At 71.0% G+C, this 14,451-nt stretch carries 13 protein-coding genes; 6 read left to right on the top strand and 7 right to left on the bottom strand.

Translation table 11 applies throughout. From position 1 onward, the window contains the following. Window positions 1-4: 4 nt before the first annotated feature. On the bottom strand, window positions 5-646 hold the full coding sequence (locus ACZ7LU_RS30085) for a papain-like cysteine protease family protein (RefSeq protein WP_468560646.1): 642 nt from the start codon (window positions 644-646) through the stop codon (window positions 5-7). Between the two features lie 226 nt (window positions 647-872). On the opposite strand from ACZ7LU_RS30085, the gene ACZ7LU_RS30080 reads away from it, so the two are divergent. Continuing rightward, the gene (locus tag ACZ7LU_RS30080; protein ID WP_468311175.1) at window positions 873-1,853 is read left to right on the top strand and encodes a hypothetical protein; all 981 of its coding nucleotides are present in this window, start codon (window positions 873-875) and stop codon (window positions 1,851-1,853) included. 37 nt (window positions 1,854-1,890) lie between these two features. On the opposite strand, the gene ACZ7LU_RS30075 is transcribed toward ACZ7LU_RS30080, so the two are convergent. After that, window positions 1,891-2,316, bottom strand: a complete 426-nt coding sequence (locus ACZ7LU_RS30075) for a QcrA and Rieske domain-containing protein (RefSeq protein ID WP_471918533.1) — start codon at window positions 2,314-2,316, stop codon at window positions 1,891-1,893. Window positions 2,317-2,493: 177 nt separating this feature from the next. Here ACZ7LU_RS30075 and ACZ7LU_RS30070 point away from each other — a divergent pair, with 177 nt between their 5' ends. Further along, entirely contained in the window at window positions 2,494-3,420 is a 927-nt protein-coding gene (locus ACZ7LU_RS30070; RefSeq protein WP_471918532.1) for a carbohydrate kinase family protein, read from the top strand. A 56-nt stretch (window positions 3,421-3,476) separates the two neighbouring features. Here ACZ7LU_RS30070 and ACZ7LU_RS30065 read toward each other — a convergent pair whose 3' ends face one another. Beyond that, on the bottom strand, window positions 3,477-4,286 hold the full coding sequence (locus ACZ7LU_RS30065) for a crotonase/enoyl-CoA hydratase family protein (protein WP_471918531.1): 810 nt from the start codon (window positions 4,284-4,286) through the stop codon (window positions 3,477-3,479). Window positions 4,287-4,475: 189 nt separating this feature from the next. Beyond that, window positions 4,476-7,565 (bottom strand): excinuclease ABC subunit UvrA, encoded by a 3,090-nt coding sequence (uvrA, locus tag ACZ7LU_RS30060; RefSeq protein ID WP_398307492.1) that lies wholly within the window; start codon window positions 7,563-7,565, stop codon window positions 4,476-4,478. 229 nt (window positions 7,566-7,794) lie between these two features. Here uvrA and ACZ7LU_RS30055 point away from each other — a divergent pair, with 229 nt between their 5' ends. Both ACZ7LU_RS30055 and ACZ7LU_RS30050 read left to right on the top strand, forming a co-directional pair. Then, the gene (locus ACZ7LU_RS30055; protein WP_471918530.1) at window positions 7,795-8,478 is read left to right on the top strand and encodes a maleylpyruvate isomerase family mycothiol-dependent enzyme; all 684 of its coding nucleotides are present in this window, start codon (window positions 7,795-7,797) and stop codon (window positions 8,476-8,478) included. 10 nt (window positions 8,479-8,488) lie between these two features. Continuing rightward, window positions 8,489-9,145, top strand: coding sequence for an MBL fold metallo-hydrolase (locus ACZ7LU_RS30050; protein ID WP_468560658.1), 657 nt, complete (start codon window positions 8,489-8,491; stop codon window positions 9,143-9,145). 18 nt (window positions 9,146-9,163) lie between these two features. On the opposite strand, the gene aroQ is transcribed toward ACZ7LU_RS30050, so the two are convergent. Next, on the bottom strand, window positions 9,164-9,628 hold the full coding sequence (gene aroQ / locus ACZ7LU_RS30045; RefSeq protein ID WP_398307486.1) for a type II 3-dehydroquinate dehydratase: 465 nt from the start codon (window positions 9,626-9,628) through the stop codon (window positions 9,164-9,166). A gap of 83 nt (window positions 9,629-9,711) precedes the next feature. Between aroQ and ACZ7LU_RS30040 the strand changes: the two genes are divergently transcribed. Next, a complete protein-coding gene (locus ACZ7LU_RS30040; RefSeq protein ID WP_471918529.1) occupies window positions 9,712-10,761 on the top strand; it encodes a S66 family peptidase in 1,050 nt (349 codons plus the stop codon). A gap of 74 nt (window positions 10,762-10,835) precedes the next feature. Next, window positions 10,836-12,146: an MFS transporter gene (locus ACZ7LU_RS30035; protein ID WP_468311163.1), complete on the top strand. Its 1,311-nt coding sequence runs from the start codon at window positions 10,836-10,838 to the stop codon at window positions 12,144-12,146. Here ACZ7LU_RS30035 and ACZ7LU_RS30030 read toward each other — a convergent pair. Together ACZ7LU_RS30030 and ACZ7LU_RS30025 are read right to left on the bottom strand one after the other, a co-directional pair. Continuing rightward, window positions 12,136-13,236 carry a calcium:cation antiporter gene (locus tag ACZ7LU_RS30030; RefSeq protein WP_471918528.1) on the bottom strand — a complete coding sequence of 367 codons (1,101 nt, stop codon included), beginning with the start codon at window positions 13,234-13,236 and terminating at the stop codon, window positions 12,136-12,138. The two genes, ACZ7LU_RS30035 and ACZ7LU_RS30030, sit on opposite strands and share 11 nt — an antisense overlap. Before the next feature lie 87 nt (window positions 13,237-13,323). Next, on the bottom strand, window positions 13,324-14,322 hold the full coding sequence (locus tag ACZ7LU_RS30025) for a TerC family protein (RefSeq protein ID WP_398307478.1): 999 nt from the start codon (window positions 14,320-14,322) through the stop codon (window positions 13,324-13,326). Window positions 14,323-14,451 lie beyond the last annotated feature (129 nt).

The following is a 14,451-nucleotide window of genomic DNA, read 5'->3' as shown; positions in this document are numbered from 1 at the left end:
GCTCTCACGCCCCGATCCGGTACAGCGAGTGGGTCCAGGAGAAGGTGTTGTTGTCGACGTACCAGGCGTGCGAGGCCCAGTTGTAGCGGTCGCTGGAGGGCCACGGGTCGCCCCAGTAGACCCAGCTGCTGGCGTCGTCGTAGCCGTAGATGACGTGCATGTGGCCGCCGCCGTTGGACCACTGGATGCGGGTCTCGACCGGGCGGTTCGCGTTGATCTCGGTCTGCACGGTCGAGTAGCGCAGCCAGCCGGTGACGTACGAGCCGGGGTTGATGCCCGCCCAGCGCAGGCCGTTCTGCACGTTGCCGAGCGTGGCCTGGTTGTTGGGGCACTCGGTGTTCTGGCTGCGCCCGAACGCGGCGTTGCAGAACTGGTTCTGGCTGTAGTTGCGGCCCATGAAGGCCGCGATGGTGTTGCCGCCCGCGGCCCAGCACCAGTTGGTCTTCTGCTGTGCCTGCATGGTGATGTTCAGCCGCTTGGCGGCGAGCACGGAGGGGTCTGCGGCGGACGTGGCCGACGTGGCGGGGGCCGGGGCCGGGGCAGCCGTGGCCGTGGGTGCGGCGGTCAGGAGCGCCGCTGCGACGGCGGCGAGCACGCAGAGACGTCTGCGTCTGCCTGTGCTGTTCCTGCTGATCGGTGAGCGCATCGCGTTCCTCCCGAGCGGGATGTGGGGTGTGGAGGAGCGCGTCCGGACGCTGCGATTGAGCATCGAGTGTTGTCGGGTGCAGGTCAACACGCTTCAATGCGGAATCAAATGGGCCGTGAACGGCGGCGTACGGATGTGAACGGACCTCGTACGCCGACCTGGTGGCCCGCTCCGACCGGCGCGAACGCCGGGCGGCTGGAGTGAACGTTCACAGATAGGGGCCCCCATGCGGCACGGCACCCGGTTCGCGCAGGACGCGCCCGCGGACGCGGCAGGGACGGCGGACGACGAGCCCGCGGAGCTGGCGGCCGCCCTGCGCACCGGCCCGTTCCACCTCGCACTGCGCACCGCCATCGCCACCCGGCGGCTGCCCCTGCAGCGCCTACGCCACCACCTGATCCGGCACGGCGTCAACGTCGGCGTGACGAGCCTGAGTTACTGGCAGCAGGGCGCCCGGCGCCCGCAGCGCGCCGAGTCCCTGCGCGCCGTGCGGGCCCTGGAGGAGATCCTCCAGCTCCCGGAGGAGTCCCTGATCCGGCTGCTCGTCCGGCCGGCCGAGCGCGCCGACCGGACCCGGCCCGCCGCCCGCTCGTACCGCTCCCTGGTGGAGGCCTCCGACGTGCTGCGCTCGCTCCTGGCCGAGCTCGGCTCCCCGGTCGACGGCGGGCTGCACACCATCGGCCACCACGAGCGGGTGCGGATCGGCGCCGGCCGTGAGCTGGTCGGCCGCGAGTCGCAGCACATCGTGCGGGCCCACCGGGACGGCGTGGACCGCTATGTGGCCATCCACCACGGCGATCCCGGGTGCGCTCCCGACCGCGTCCGCGTGCGCGCCCTGGAGAACTGCCGCACGGGCCGCGTGCGATGGCACCAGGGGACGGGGGTGCTGGTCGCCGAGCTGCTCTTCGACGCCCGCCTGCGCGCGGGCGACACCCATCTGTTCGGCTACGGATTCGAGGACGGCACGGCCGGAGAGGCCACCGAGTACCAGCGCGGCTTCACCTACGCGGGCGGCCAGTACGCGCTGCAGATCCGCTACGACGACGCCGCTCTGCCCGTACGCTGCCACCGCTTCACCCAGCACTCCGCCGCCGCCCCGCGCGGCGGCCGCCAGGAGCTGACGCTGAACGGCAGCCACCGCTCGGTGCACGTGGTCGAACCGCAGGTGCGGGCCGGGATCCTGGGGATCGCGTGGGACTGGGAGTGAGGGCCCGTGTGCCCTCCGGAGAGGGCTACAGCGTGTCCTAGGCCTTCTTCGCCGGGCCCGCGACGATCTTGCCGTTCGCCACCTTCACCGGCAGCTCGACGAGCGGCTCGACGGCCGGTTCCTTCAGCACCTTGCCGTTCGTGGCGTCGAACTGGCTGCCGTGGCACTGGCAGACCAGCTTGTGCCCCTCCAGGTTCTGGATGGGGCAGCGCGCGTGGGTGCAGATCGTGCTGTACGCCTTGTACTCGTCGTCGGAGATCCGGCTGACCACGACCTTCTGGTCCGTGTACAGCTTCGACGCACCCACCTTCACGGCGTCGGCCTTCCCGAGATCCACCGGCGCGGTCGGGGCCGACCGGTTCGACCCGTCGCCGGACGAACAGGCGGTGAGCCCGAGTCCGACGGCCGGGGCGAGAGCGGCGGCCCGCAGCACGGTGCGGCGGGCGGGGGGCGAGCCGGACATGGTGTCTCCACAGGTCAGGGACGTGATCAGTGACGGATCAGACCATACCGGTGCACAGCGCTCCGACCGTGTCGGGCACGGGCGTGCCCGAGTGCTGCCCGCTTCCCTGCGCGGGCCCGCGCACGGCCTAGCCTGAGCGGGCGATACGGCCCAGACAGCGCCCGAGAGGAACCACCCGTGATTGTCGTCGCAGGAGAGGCCCTGATCGACCTCGTGCCGCAAGGGGCGGGCGGCGACGCGGGACTGCCCGTGCTCGCGCCGCGGCTCGGCGGCGGCCCGTACAACACCGCCGTGGCGCTCGGCCGGCTCGGCTCCCCCGTCGCCTTCTGCTCGCGCGTCTCGCGGGACGCGTTCGGCGAGGCGCTGCTCGGCGGGTTGCGGGCGGCAGGGGTGGAGGTCGCCGCCGACGGGCTGCCGGTGCAGCGCGGCCCGGAACCGACGACGCTCGCCGTCGCCTCGATCGGCGCGGACGGCTCGGCCGGGTACTCCTTCTACGTCGAGGGCACGGCCGACCGGCTCTTCGAGGCCCCCGACCGGCTCCCCGACGGCGTACGGGCGATGTCGTTCGGCACCTGCTCGCTCGTCCTGGAGCCGGGCGCGAGCGCCTACGAGAAGCTGATGCGCCGGGCGGCGGCGCGCGGCGTCTTCACCGCCCTCGACCCCAACGTACGGGCCGGTCTGATCCCGGACGCGGACGCCTATCGGGCACGGTTCAAGAGCTGGCTGCCGTCGCTCTCGCTCCTCAAGCTGTCGCAGGAGGACGCCGACTGGCTCGGCGGCACCCCGCACGAGTGGCTGGCCGCGGGGCCCGCCGCCGTGGTCGTCACCCGCGGCGGGGACGGCCTGTCGCTGTACACGCGGGACGGCACGGAGCTGCACGTGCCCGGCGAGCCGGTCGACGTGGTCGACACGATCGGCGCGGGCGACACCGTCAACGCCGCGCTGCTGCACGGCCTTTCGGCACGGGACGCGCTGTCGGCGCGGGCGCTGGGCCGTCTCGGCGCCGAGGGCTGGACCGACGTACTGCGGTTCGCGGCCCGCGCGGCGGCCCTGACCTGCTCGCGAGCGGGGGCGGAGCCGCCGTACGCGGCGGAACTGGCCTGACCGGCGCTGCCGTGCGTCGTGCGGTCGTGCGGTCGTGCGGTCGTGCGGGGGTGCCCTCAGCGATCCGTGGGCGCGGGGTCCGTGGGTACGTGGCCCTTGGGCGCGTGGTCCGTGAACGCCCCGTGCCGGCCCGCTCCCGCGGCGAAGCGCGCCGCTCCCTCGGCCGCCTCGGCCAGGGAGTGCAGGCCGTGGCGCAGCTCGCCGGCCATCGCCTCCCGTTCGGGCAGGCCGCTCTGTTCGAGCAGGGAGAGCCGGTCGTGCCGCAGGCAGGTCTGCGGGAACGCGGCGATCTCGGCGGCGAGGCGCTCGGCCGCGGCGCGCGCGGTACCGACGGGGACGGTCCGGTTCACCAGCCCCATGCCGAGCGCCTCCGCGGCGCCGACGGGGCGGCCGGTCAGGACGAGATCCAGGGCGCGGCCCTCCCCGATGAGGCGGGGCAGCCGGACCGTCCCGCCGTCGATGAGCGGGACACCCCAGCGGCGGCAGAACACCCCGAGGACGGCGTCCTCCTCGGCGACGCGCAGGTCGCACCAGAGGGCGAGTTCGAGGCCTCCCGCGACGGCGTGGCCGGAGATCGCCGCGATCACCGGTTTGGACAGGTGCATGCGGGTGGGCCCCATGGGGCCGTCACCGTCCTCGGACACCTCGTTGCCGTCGGGGGTTCCGATGGCCTTGAGGTCCGCGCCGGCGCAGAAGGTGCCGCCCTCGCCCCACAGCACGGCGACGGAGGCGTCCGGGTCGGCTTCGAAGGCACGGAAGGCGTCGGCGAGGGCACGGGCGGTGGGCCCGTCGACGGCGTTCCGCGCGGCGGGGCGGGACAGCACGACGGTGGTGACGGGACCTGCGCGTTCGCTGCGTACGGACATGGGCTCAAGCCGACCACGGGAGCGCGGCGCCCGACAAGACACTCGGGCACCCCGTGCCCCGCTAGGACAGCGCGAAGCGCCCCGCCCCCGATGGGGGGACGGAGCGCTTCAACCGGTCCAGCGGACCGGACCAACCCTCGCGGGTTCAGCCCCCAGCCTTGCGGAGGCAGCCCGACCCGCGGGGCCCGGTCAGGCCTTGCGGGCCCGCGTCGTCTTCTTCGCCGCGGCCTTCTTGGGGGTGGCGGCCGCCTTCTTCGGAGCGGCCGTCTTCTTCGCGGAGGCGGCCGTCCTGGCCGTGGCCGTCCTCTTCGAAGCCGTGGCGCTCGCGGCCACCGTCTTCTTGGCCGCCGTCTTCTTGACGGCCTTCTTCGCGGAGGACTTCTTCGCCGCGGCCTTGCCGGCCCCGCGTCCCCGCGAGGGCACCGCGTCGCTGATGCGATCCGCCGAGAGGATCTCGCGCAGGAACTTGCCGGTGTGGCTGGCCGGCACGCCCGCGACCTCCTCGGGGGTGCCCTCGGCGACGACCAGACCGCCGCCGTTGCCCCCCTCGGGGCCCATGTCGACGACCCAGTCCGCGGTCTTGATCACGTCGAGGTTGTGCTCGATGACGATGACCGTGTTGCCCTTGTCGACCAGCCCGGAGAGGACCGTGATCAGCTTGCTGATGTCCTCGAAGTGCAGACCGGTGGTCGGCTCGTCCAACACGTACACGGTCCGGCCCGTGGAGCGCTTCTGGAGCTCGGAGGCCAGCTTCACGCGCTGGGCCTCGCCTCCGGAGAGCGTGGGCGCCGACTGGCCGAGGCGCACGTAACCGAGGCCGACGTCGTTGAGCGTCCTCAGGTGGCGGGCGATGGCGGGCACGGCCTCGAAGAAGTCGAGCGCCTCCTCGATCGGCATGTCGAGGACCTCGGCGATGGACTTGCCCTTGTAGTGCACGTCCAGCGTCTCGCGGTTGTACCGCGCGCCGTGGCAGACCTCGCACGGGACGTACACATCCGGGAGGAAGTTCATCTCGATCTTGATGGTGCCGTCACCGGAGCAGTTCTCGCAGCGACCGCCCTTGACGTTGAAGGAGAAGCGCCCGGGGAGGTATCCCCGCACCTTCGCCTCCATGGTCTCCGCGAAGAGCTTGCGGACGTGGTCGAAGACTCCGGTGTACGTCGCCGGGTTCGACCGCGGGGTGCGGCCGATGGGCGACTGGTCGACGTGGACGACCTTGTCGACGAGGTCGTCGCCCTCCACGCGCGTGTGGCGGCCGGGGACGGACCTGGCGCCGTTCAGCTCGCGGGCGAGGTGGGTGTAGAGGATGTCGTTGACCAGCGTCGACTTGCCGGAACCGGAGACGCCGGTGACCGCCGTGAGGACGCCGAGCGGGAAGGAGACGTCGATGTCCTGGAGGTTGTTCTCCCGGGCGCCGTGCACCGTCAGCTGCCGGGACGGGTCGGCCGGGCGGCGCATGTCCGGCACCGGGATGGCCTTCTTGCCCGACAGGTACTGACCGGTGATCGACTTGTCGTTGGCGAGGAGGTCCTTCATCGAGCCGCTGTGCACGACCTTTCCGCCGTGCTCGCCCGCGCCGGGACCGATGTCGACGACCCAGTCGGCGACCTTGATCGTGTCCTCGTCGTGCTCGACGACGATGAGGGTGTTGCCCATGTCGCGCAGGCGGACGAGGGTCTCGATCAGGCGGTGGTTGTCGCGCTGGTGGAGGCCGATGGACGGCTCGTCCAGGACGTAGAGCACACCGACCAGGCCGGAGCCGATCTGGGTGGCCAGGCGGATGCGCTGGGCCTCGCCTCCGGAGAGGGTGCCCGCGGCGCGGTTCAGCGAGAGGTAGTCCAGGCCGACGTCGACCAGGAAGCGCAGCCGCTCGTTGACCTCCTTGAGGACCCGCTCGGCGATCTTCTTGTCACGGGCGCCGAGGCGCAGCTCGGCGAGGAAGTCCGCGCAGTCGCTGATGGACATCGCGGAGACCTCGGCGATCGACTTCCCCATGACCGTGACGGCCAGGACGATCGGCTTGAGGCGGGTGCCCTCACAGGTGGGGCAGGGCACCTCGCGCATGTAGCCCTCGAAGCGCTCGCGGCTGGCGTCGCTCTCGGCCTCGCTGTGGCGGCGCTTGACGAAGGGGACGGCGCCTTCGAAGGCGGTGGTGTAGACCCGCTCGCGGCCGTACCGGTTCCGGTAGCGGACCTCGATCTGGGTCTTGTGGCCGTACAGAAGGGCCTTCTTGGCGCGCTGCGGGAGTCCGGCCCAGGGCATGTCCGTGGCGAAGCCGAGGGCGTCGGAGAGGGCTCCGACGAGCCGGCCGAAGTATTCCTTGGTGTGGCCGTGCGACCAGGGGTGGATGGCGCCCTCGTCGAGCGACTTGTCCTCGTCCGGGACGATCAGCTCGGGGTCGACCTCCATGCGCGTGCCGATGCCGGTGCAGTCGGGGCAGGCGCCGAAGGGCGAGTTGAAGGAGAAGGAGCGGGGCTCAAGCTCTTCGAAGGACAGGTCGTCGTACGGGCAGTAGAGGTGCTCCGAGTACATGCGCTCGCGCTCGGGGTCGTCCTCGGGGAGGTCGACGAAGTCGAGCACGACCATGCCGCCGGAGAGGCCGAGGGCGGTCTCCACGGAGTCGGTCAGGCGGCGCTTGGCGGAGTCCTTCACCGTGAGGCGGTCGACGACCACCTCGATGGTGTGCTTCTCCTGCTTCTTGAGCGTGGGCGGCTCGGAGAGCTGGATGGTCTGCCCGTCGACCCGCGCGCGGGAGTACCCCTTCGTCTGGAGGTCGGCGAAGAGGTCGACGAACTCGCCCTTGCGCTCGCGGACCAGCGGGGACAGGACCTGGAAACGGCTGCCCTCGGGCAGCTCCAGGACCTTGTCGACGATGGCCTGCGGCGACTGGCGGGAGATGGGGCGGCCGCACTCGGGACAGTGCGGCTTGCCGATGCGCGCGAAGAGCAGGCGCAGATAGTCATAGACCTCGGTGATCGTGCCGACCGTCGAGCGCGGGTTGCGCGAGGTCGACTTCTGGTCGATGGAGACCGCCGGGGAGAGACCCTCGATGAAGTCGACGTCGGGCTTGTCCATCTGACCGAGGAACTGCCGGGCGTACGAGGAGAGGGACTCGACGTACCGCCGCTGGCCCTCGGCGAAGATCGTGTCGAACGCGAGCGAGGACTTGCCCGACCCGGAGAGTCCGGTGAAGACGATGAGGGAGTCACGCGGGAGGTCGAGCGAGACGTTCTTGAGATTGTGCTCGCGCGCGCCACGGACGATGAGACGGTCGGCCACGCCGGTCCGCACCTTTCTTGAGAGTGGTGACAGGGGCAGAACCCCGGTCGTTCACAGACTAGGGCGAGCCACTGACAACGCCGGGCTGCTTCCCTGGTTCCACGTACACAACAAACCCGGACCTTCAAGAATGCCCGATGCCACTCCCGACCATATAGCACGTGTATTCGATTTACGGTCGGATGCCGAGCCCTTCACCCGTCCGTGTGACGCGGCTATCGTCGTCCGCATGATTGATCATGTGCGCGACCTGGCGTCTGTACGTGACGCGACGGAACGGCTGCTCAGCGCAGCGGCGAAATTGGACAGCGGCGCGACCGCCGAGCCGTCGCGGCTCCCGGGCTGGACCCGCGGTCACGTCCTCGCGCACCTCGCGCGGAACGCGGACGCCCTGGTGAACGTCCTGGCAGGACGGCCGATGTACGTCAGCGCGGAGGCCCGGGACACGGACATCGCACGCGACGCCCCGCGGCCGCTGGGCGCGCAGCTCGACGACGTGCGGGAGAGCGCGGGCCGCTTCGAGGCGCAGGCCGCGCTCCCCGCCGACTGGTCCCGGACGATCACCATGCGCAATGGAGTGACCGACTCCGCGTCGCGGGTGCCGTTCCGGCGGTGGGTGGAGGTCGAGCTGCACCACGTCGACCTCGGCATCGGCTACGAGCTGGAGGACCTGCCGGAGGAGTTCGTGCAGCGGGAGATCACGTTCCTGACGGCCCGCTTCTCGGGGAACCCCGACGTGCCCCCCACCTGGATCACCAACGGCACGCACACCTGGAGCACCGGCCGCCCCGGCGACGCCGAGGTCACCGTCTCCGGGTCCGCTCCCGACCTGGTCGGCTGGCTCGCCGGCCGTCGCGACGGCTCCGCACTCACGGCCGAAGGCGGCCTCCTGCCCGCCCTGCCCCCGCTATAGGCTGACGAACATGACGTACAGCGGAGCGGTGAAGGTCGGCGGGCCCGCGGATGTGCACGAGCTGCCGGACCTGATGATTTCGAAGGTCGCGGTCGGGCCGATGGACAACAACGCCTACCTGCTGCGCTGCCGGGCCACCGGCGAGCAGCTGCTGATCGACGCGGCGAACGACGCCGAGACACTGCTGACGCTGATCGGTGACGACGGCATCGCGTCCGTCGTCACCACGCATCAGCACGGCGACCACTGGCAGGCCCTCGCCGCCGTCGTCTCGGCGACCCGCGCGCGGACGTACGCGGGCCGCGAGGACGCCGCGGGCATTCCCGTCCCGACGGACGTCCTGGTCGACGACGGCGACACCATCACGGTCGGCCGGGTCACGCTGACCGCGCGCCACCTGGTGGGCCACACCCCGGGCTCGATCGCCCTCGTGTACGACGACCCGCACGGCCACGCGCACGTGTTCACCGGCGACTGCCTCTTCCCGGGCGGCGTCGGCAACACGTGGAAGGACCCGAAGGCCTTCGCGAGCCTCATCGACGACGTCGAGACGAAGATCTTCGGGACGCTCTCGGACGAGACGTGGGTCTATCCCGGCCACGGCGGCGACACGACGCTCGGCGCCGAGCGGCCGCATCTCGCCGAGTGGCGCGCGCGGGGCTGGTGACCCCGAGGGTGCCGCGCGTCAGGAGCGGGCGGCGACCAGCGCCGCCACCCGCTCCACCGCGAACGCGTACCCCTGCACACCGCAGCCCGCGATGACACCGTCGGCGCGCTGCGAGACGTAACTGTGGTGCCGGAACGCCTCCCGCTGATGGATGTTGGAGATGTGCACCTCCAACACCGGCATCCCGTCACAGGTGTTGAGCGCGTCCAGGATCGCGACGGACGTGTGGGAGTAGGCCGCGGGGTTGATGACGATGCCCACGTGGTGCTCGCGCGCCTCGTGGATCCAGTCGACCAACTCGCCCTCGTGGTTGCTCTGCCGCAGGTCCACGGTCCCGCCGTGCGCGGCCGCCGCCTTGGCGCACAGCACCTCGACGTCGGCGAGGGTGTCCGTGCCGTAGATCTCGGGCTGGCGGAGGCCGAGGAGGTTCAGGTTCGGGCCGTTCAGGACCATGATCGGGGCGGTGGCGAGGCTGCGCGTCATAAGGGAGGTCTATCACGCCTCCCGCGCGCGGGAGGGGCCCTAAGTCGGATGCGCTCTCCGTAGTGCCCGCCTACGCTCCCGTCATGATCGTCGAACCCGTGTACCCGCCGAAGCCCTCGCCGGGCGACCGCGTCGCCGTGCTCTCCCCCTCCAGTGGACTGCCCGAACTCTTCCCGCTCCCCTACGAACTGGGCCTGAAGCGCCTCCGCGAGGAGTTCGGCCTGGAGCCCGTCGAGTACCCGACGACCCGGAAGATGGGCTCGACGCCGCGGGAGCGGGCCGACGACCTCCACGCGGCGTTCGCCGATCCGACCGTCAAGGCCGTCATCGCGAGCATCGGCGGCGACGACCAGATCACCGTCCTGCCGTACCTGGACCGGGAGTTGATCCGCGCGCACCCGAAGCCGTTCTTCGGCTGGAGCGACAACACCAATCTGCTCATCTACCTGTGGCAGTGCGGCATCGTCGGCTATCACGGCGCGTCCGTCATGTGCGAACTCGGCCGCCCCGGCGCCATGGCACCGCAGACCGCCGACTCGCTGCGCGCCGCGCTCTTCACCCCGGGGCCCTACGAACTGCGCCCCGCCGAGCGCTACCGCGACGTCGACCTGCCCTGGGAGGACCCCGCGCTCCTCCTGGAGGAACCGCCCACGGAGCCGGGCGGCGGCTGGCTCTGGCACGGGCCCGCGCGGGTCGTGGAGGGCCGCTCCTGGGGCGGCAACCTGGAGATACTCTCCTGGCTCCTGATGGCGGACCGCGAGATCCAGCGGGACCTGTCCGCGTACGACGGCTGCGTCCTGTTCCTGGAGACCTCGGAGGAACTGCCGGGCGCCGACGAGGTGTTCCGCATCCTGCGCAACATGGGCGAGCGCGGCCTGCTGCACCGCTTCCCCGCCCTCCTGATGGGCCGCGCCAAGGCCTGGTCCTTCCAGCGCCCCTCGGACGCCGACGAGAAGGCGGCGTACGCCCGCGAGCAGCGCGAGGCCGTCCTGAAGGCGCTCGCCACCTACGCGCCCGAGACCATGGCGGTCTTCGACGTGGACCTCGGCCACACCGATCCGCAAGTCGTCATCCCCTACGGGGGAACAGTGCGGGTCGACGGCCCGGCACGCCGCATCACCGTGACCTATTAGCCGGCCACATCGGCCGGCCACCGCGAGGCGGTCGCCATGCGTTACTGGTGGTGACTGTGGGTAGTTGATCCGGCATGCGCAAAACGAAGCCCCCACGCCGGACCGCACCACCGTCACTGCCGCGGCTCGCGGCCGCCTCGCTCGCCGGGACCGCCATCGAGTTCTACGACTTCTTCATCTACGGAACGGCCGCCGCCCTGGTCCTCGGCCCGCTGTTCTTCCCCACCTTCTCGCCGCTCGCGGGCACGCTCGCCGCCTTCGCGACCTTCGGAGTGGGCTTCGTCGCGCGGCCCCTGGGCTCCGTCCTCTTCGGGCACATCGGCGACCGGCACGGGCGGCGGCCCGTGCTCATCGTGTCGCTGCTGCTCACCGGAGTCGCCACGGTCGCGGTCGGCTGCGTACCGACGTACGGGTCGATCGGCGCCGCCGCTCCCCTGCTGCTCCTCGTGCTGCGGTTCCTTCAGGGGCTCGGCCTCGGGGGCGAGTGGGGCGGTGCCGTGCTGCTGACCGCGGAGCACGCGCCGCCCGAGCGGCGCGGCCTGTGGGCGAGCTTCCCGCAGGTCGGCCCCTCGATCGGGTTCCTGCTGGCCAACGGCGTCATGCTCGCCCTGTCGGCGACGCTCACCGACGCGCAGTTCGCGGCCTGGGGGTGGCGCGTGCCGTTCTGGGCGGCGGGGCTGCTCGTGGTGGCGGGCCTCGCGCTGCGCTCCTCGCTCGCGGAGAGCCCTGACTTCCTGCGGCTGCGCGAGCACGCGCGCGTGCCGCTCGCCGAAGTGGTGCGCGGACACTGGCGGCTCGTGCTCCTGACGGCGGGTGCGCTCGCCGTCGGGTACGCGGTGTTCTACGCCGTGACGACCTGGTCCCTCTCGTACGGCGTGGAGCGGCTCGGCGTCAGCCGCACGGTCATGCTGGCCTGTGTCATGGCGGCGGTCCTCGTGAAGGGCGCCCTGACGCCGGTGGTGGCCGTGCTCGGCGACCGGTACGGGCGGCGGCCGCTGTGCCTGCTCGGATGCGCCGCGTCGGCCCTGTGGATGTTCCCGATGGTCGCGCTGCTCTCGACCGGGGAGCCGCTGCTGATGTTCACCGGATTCCTCGTGGCGATGCTCGCGTTCATCACGATGTTCGCGGTGATCGGCGCGTACCTGCCGGAGCTGTACGAGCCCAGGGTGCGCTGCACGGGCGCCGCGGTCGGCTACAACCTCGGCGGGGTGCTCGGGGGCGCGCTCACCCCGATCGTGGCGACGGCCGCGGCGCAGGGGGACGGGAAGCCGTGGGGCGTGGCCGCGTATCTGTCGGGCATCGCGCTGCTGAGCCTCGGCTGTTTCGCGCTGCTTCCGGAGACACGGCCGGTCGTGCGCCCCGAGCCGGCGGCCGCTACGGGGTGACCGCGAGCTCCAGGAACGCCGCGAACAGCACCAGGTGGACACCGCCCTGCAGCGGCGTGGCGCGCCCCGGCACGACCGTGAGCGTTCCGACGATCACGGTGAGCGCGAGCAGCACCATATGGGTCGAGCTCAGCCCCAGCACGAGCGGGCCCGACAGCCACACGGAGGCGACGGCGACGGCCGGGATGGTCAGCCCGATGCTGGCCATTGCCGACCCGAGGGCGAGGTTCAGGCTGGTCTGCACGCGGTCGCGACGGGTGGCGCGCACGGCCGCGATGGTCTCCGGGAGCAGCACGAGCAGCGCGATGATCACGCCGACGACGGCGTGCGGCATGCCGGCGCTCTCCACGCCGGACTCGATCGTCGGGGAGACGCCCTTGGCCAGACCGACCACCCCGATCAGCGCCAGTGCGAGCAGCCCGAGGCTGATCAGCGCCGCCCGGGAGGAGGGGCCGCCGGTGTGGCCGTCGGTGTCGATGACCTCGCCCTGCTTGGTGAGGGGCAGGAAGTATTCGCGGTGCCGCACGGTCTGGGTGGTGACGAAGATGCCGTAGAGGACGAGCGAGGCGATCGCGGCGAAGGTCAGCTGGGCCGTGGAGAACTCGGGGCCCTGCTTGGTGGTGGTGAAGGTCGGCAGGACCAGGCAGAGCGTGGCCAGGGTGGCGACGGTCGCGAGGGCGGCGCCGGTGCCCTCGGGGTTGAAGACGGCGGTGCGGTGGCGCAGCGCGCCGACCAGGAGACAGAGTCCGACGATGCCGTTGCAGGTGATCATCACGGCGGCGAAGACGGTGTCGCGGGCGAGTGTGGAGCTCTTGTCGCCGCCGTCGGCCATGAGGGTGACGATGAGCGCCACCTCGATGATCGTCACCGCGACCGCGAGGACGAGGGAACCGAAGGGCTCGCCGACGCGGTGCGCGATCACTTCGGCGTGGTGGACGGCGGCGAGCACCGCCCCGGCGAGGACCAGGGTGACCACGGCGACGACCGGTCCTGGCAGGTCCCTCCCCCAGGTGAGGGCGAGAAGAACGATCGCGAGGACCGGCACCACGGCCGTCCACTGCATGCCGAGCGCCCGGAGCCGAGTGACCATGACTCGATGCTGCCCCGGGCGCCTGGGTGTCGCTACTCGGTGTCTCCCGCCCGGTGCCGGGCGGGAGAGGTGACCGTCAGGCCGTGATCAGGCCTCGATGCTGTCCTTCCGGGCGTCGTCCGCGGCCTCGGCCGCGGCCTGCTGCTCCTGCTTCTTGGAGGCGATGAGGCTGGTGATCGTCGTGATCACCAGGACGCCGCAGATGACGCCGAGCGAGACGGGGATGGAGATCTCGGGGACATGCACCCCGTTCTCGTGGAGGGCGTGCAGCACGAGCTTCACACCGATGAAGCCGAGGATCACCGACAGGCCGTAGCTGAGGTGGACCAGCTTCCTGAGGAGGCCGCCGATGAGGAAGTACAGCTGCCGCAGTCCCATGAGGGCGAAGGCGTTGGCCGTGAAGACGATGTACGGGTCCTGGGTGAGGCCGAAGATCGCGGGGATGGAGTCCATCGCGAAGAGCACGTCGGTGGTGCCGATGGCGAGCATGACGACCATGAGGGGCGTCATGATCTTCTTGCCGTTCTTCCGGATGAACAGCTTGGTGCCCTCGTACCGGTCGGAGACGCCGAACTTCTTCTCGATGGACTTCAGGAGGCGGTTCTCCTCCCAGTCCTCTTCCTCCTCGTCGGCACGCGCTTCCTGGATGAGCTTCCAGGCGGTGTAGATCAGGAACGCGCCGAAGATGTAGAAGACCCAGGAGAAGTTGGCGATGACCGCGGCGCCGGCGGCGATGAAGATCGCTCGCAGGACCAGCGCTATCAGCACACCGAACAGCAGCACGCGCTGCTGGAGGTGGCTCGGCACCGAGAACTTCGCCATGATCAGGATGAAGACGAAGAGGTTGTCGACGGAGAGCGACTTCTCGGTGATGAAGCCCGCGAAGAACTCGCCGGACGCCTGGCTCTCGCCCGCGACCAGCAGGCCGACACCGAAGAGTGCCGCGAGGACGATCCAGACGATCGTCCAGATTCCGGCTTCCTTGATCGACACGTCATGGGGCTTGCGCCCGATGAAGAAGTCGACCGCGATGAGGGCACACAGACCGAGAACGGTCGTCACCCACATGGTCATTGAAACGTCCACTGCGCCTCCGGCTTCGTACGGCTACTGATCAGCGTCGTCGCTGCCGGAGGTCTCTTCCACCCGAGGCGGTCACCGCCATGAATCGGGCCGACGCCCCGGGACCGATGGCGGTCCGTATTGACGGGTACG

It is taken from the genome of Streptomyces sp. NPDC039462 (assembly GCF_055639375.1).
The sequence above is the reverse complement of the archived record's forward strand: the minus strand, read 5'-3'. Positions and strand labels throughout refer to the sequence as shown.

Coding starts and splice junctions, on each gene's coding strand:
- ACZ7LU_RS30055 (WP_471918530.1), top strand. CDS start 7,795: ATGATTGATCATGTGCGCGACCTGGCGTCTGTACGTGACGCGACGGAA.
- ACZ7LU_RS30050 (WP_468560658.1), top strand. CDS start 8,489: ATGACGTACAGCGGAGCGGTGAAGGTCGGCGGGCCCGCGGATGTGCAC.
- ACZ7LU_RS30075 (WP_471918533.1), bottom strand. CDS start 2,316: ATGTCCGGCTCGCCCCCCGCCCGCCGCACCGTGCTGCGGGCCGCCGCT.
- aroQ (WP_398307486.1), bottom strand. CDS start 9,628: ATGACGCGCAGCCTCGCCACCGCCCCGATCATGGTCCTGAACGGCCCG.
- ACZ7LU_RS30085 (WP_468560646.1), bottom strand. CDS start 646: ATGCGCTCACCGATCAGCAGGAACAGCACAGGCAGACGCAGACGTCTC.
- ACZ7LU_RS30040 (WP_471918529.1), top strand. CDS start 9,712: ATGATCGTCGAACCCGTGTACCCGCCGAAGCCCTCGCCGGGCGACCGC.
- ACZ7LU_RS30035 (WP_468311163.1), top strand. CDS start 10,836: ATGCGCAAAACGAAGCCCCCACGCCGGACCGCACCACCGTCACTGCCG.
- ACZ7LU_RS30065 (WP_471918531.1), bottom strand. CDS start 4,286: ATGTCCGTACGCAGCGAACGCGCAGGTCCCGTCACCACCGTCGTGCTG.
- ACZ7LU_RS30080 (WP_468311175.1), top strand. CDS start 873: ATGCGGCACGGCACCCGGTTCGCGCAGGACGCGCCCGCGGACGCGGCA.
- ACZ7LU_RS30030 (WP_471918528.1), bottom strand. CDS start 13,236: ATGGTCACTCGGCTCCGGGCGCTCGGCATGCAGTGGACGGCCGTGGTG.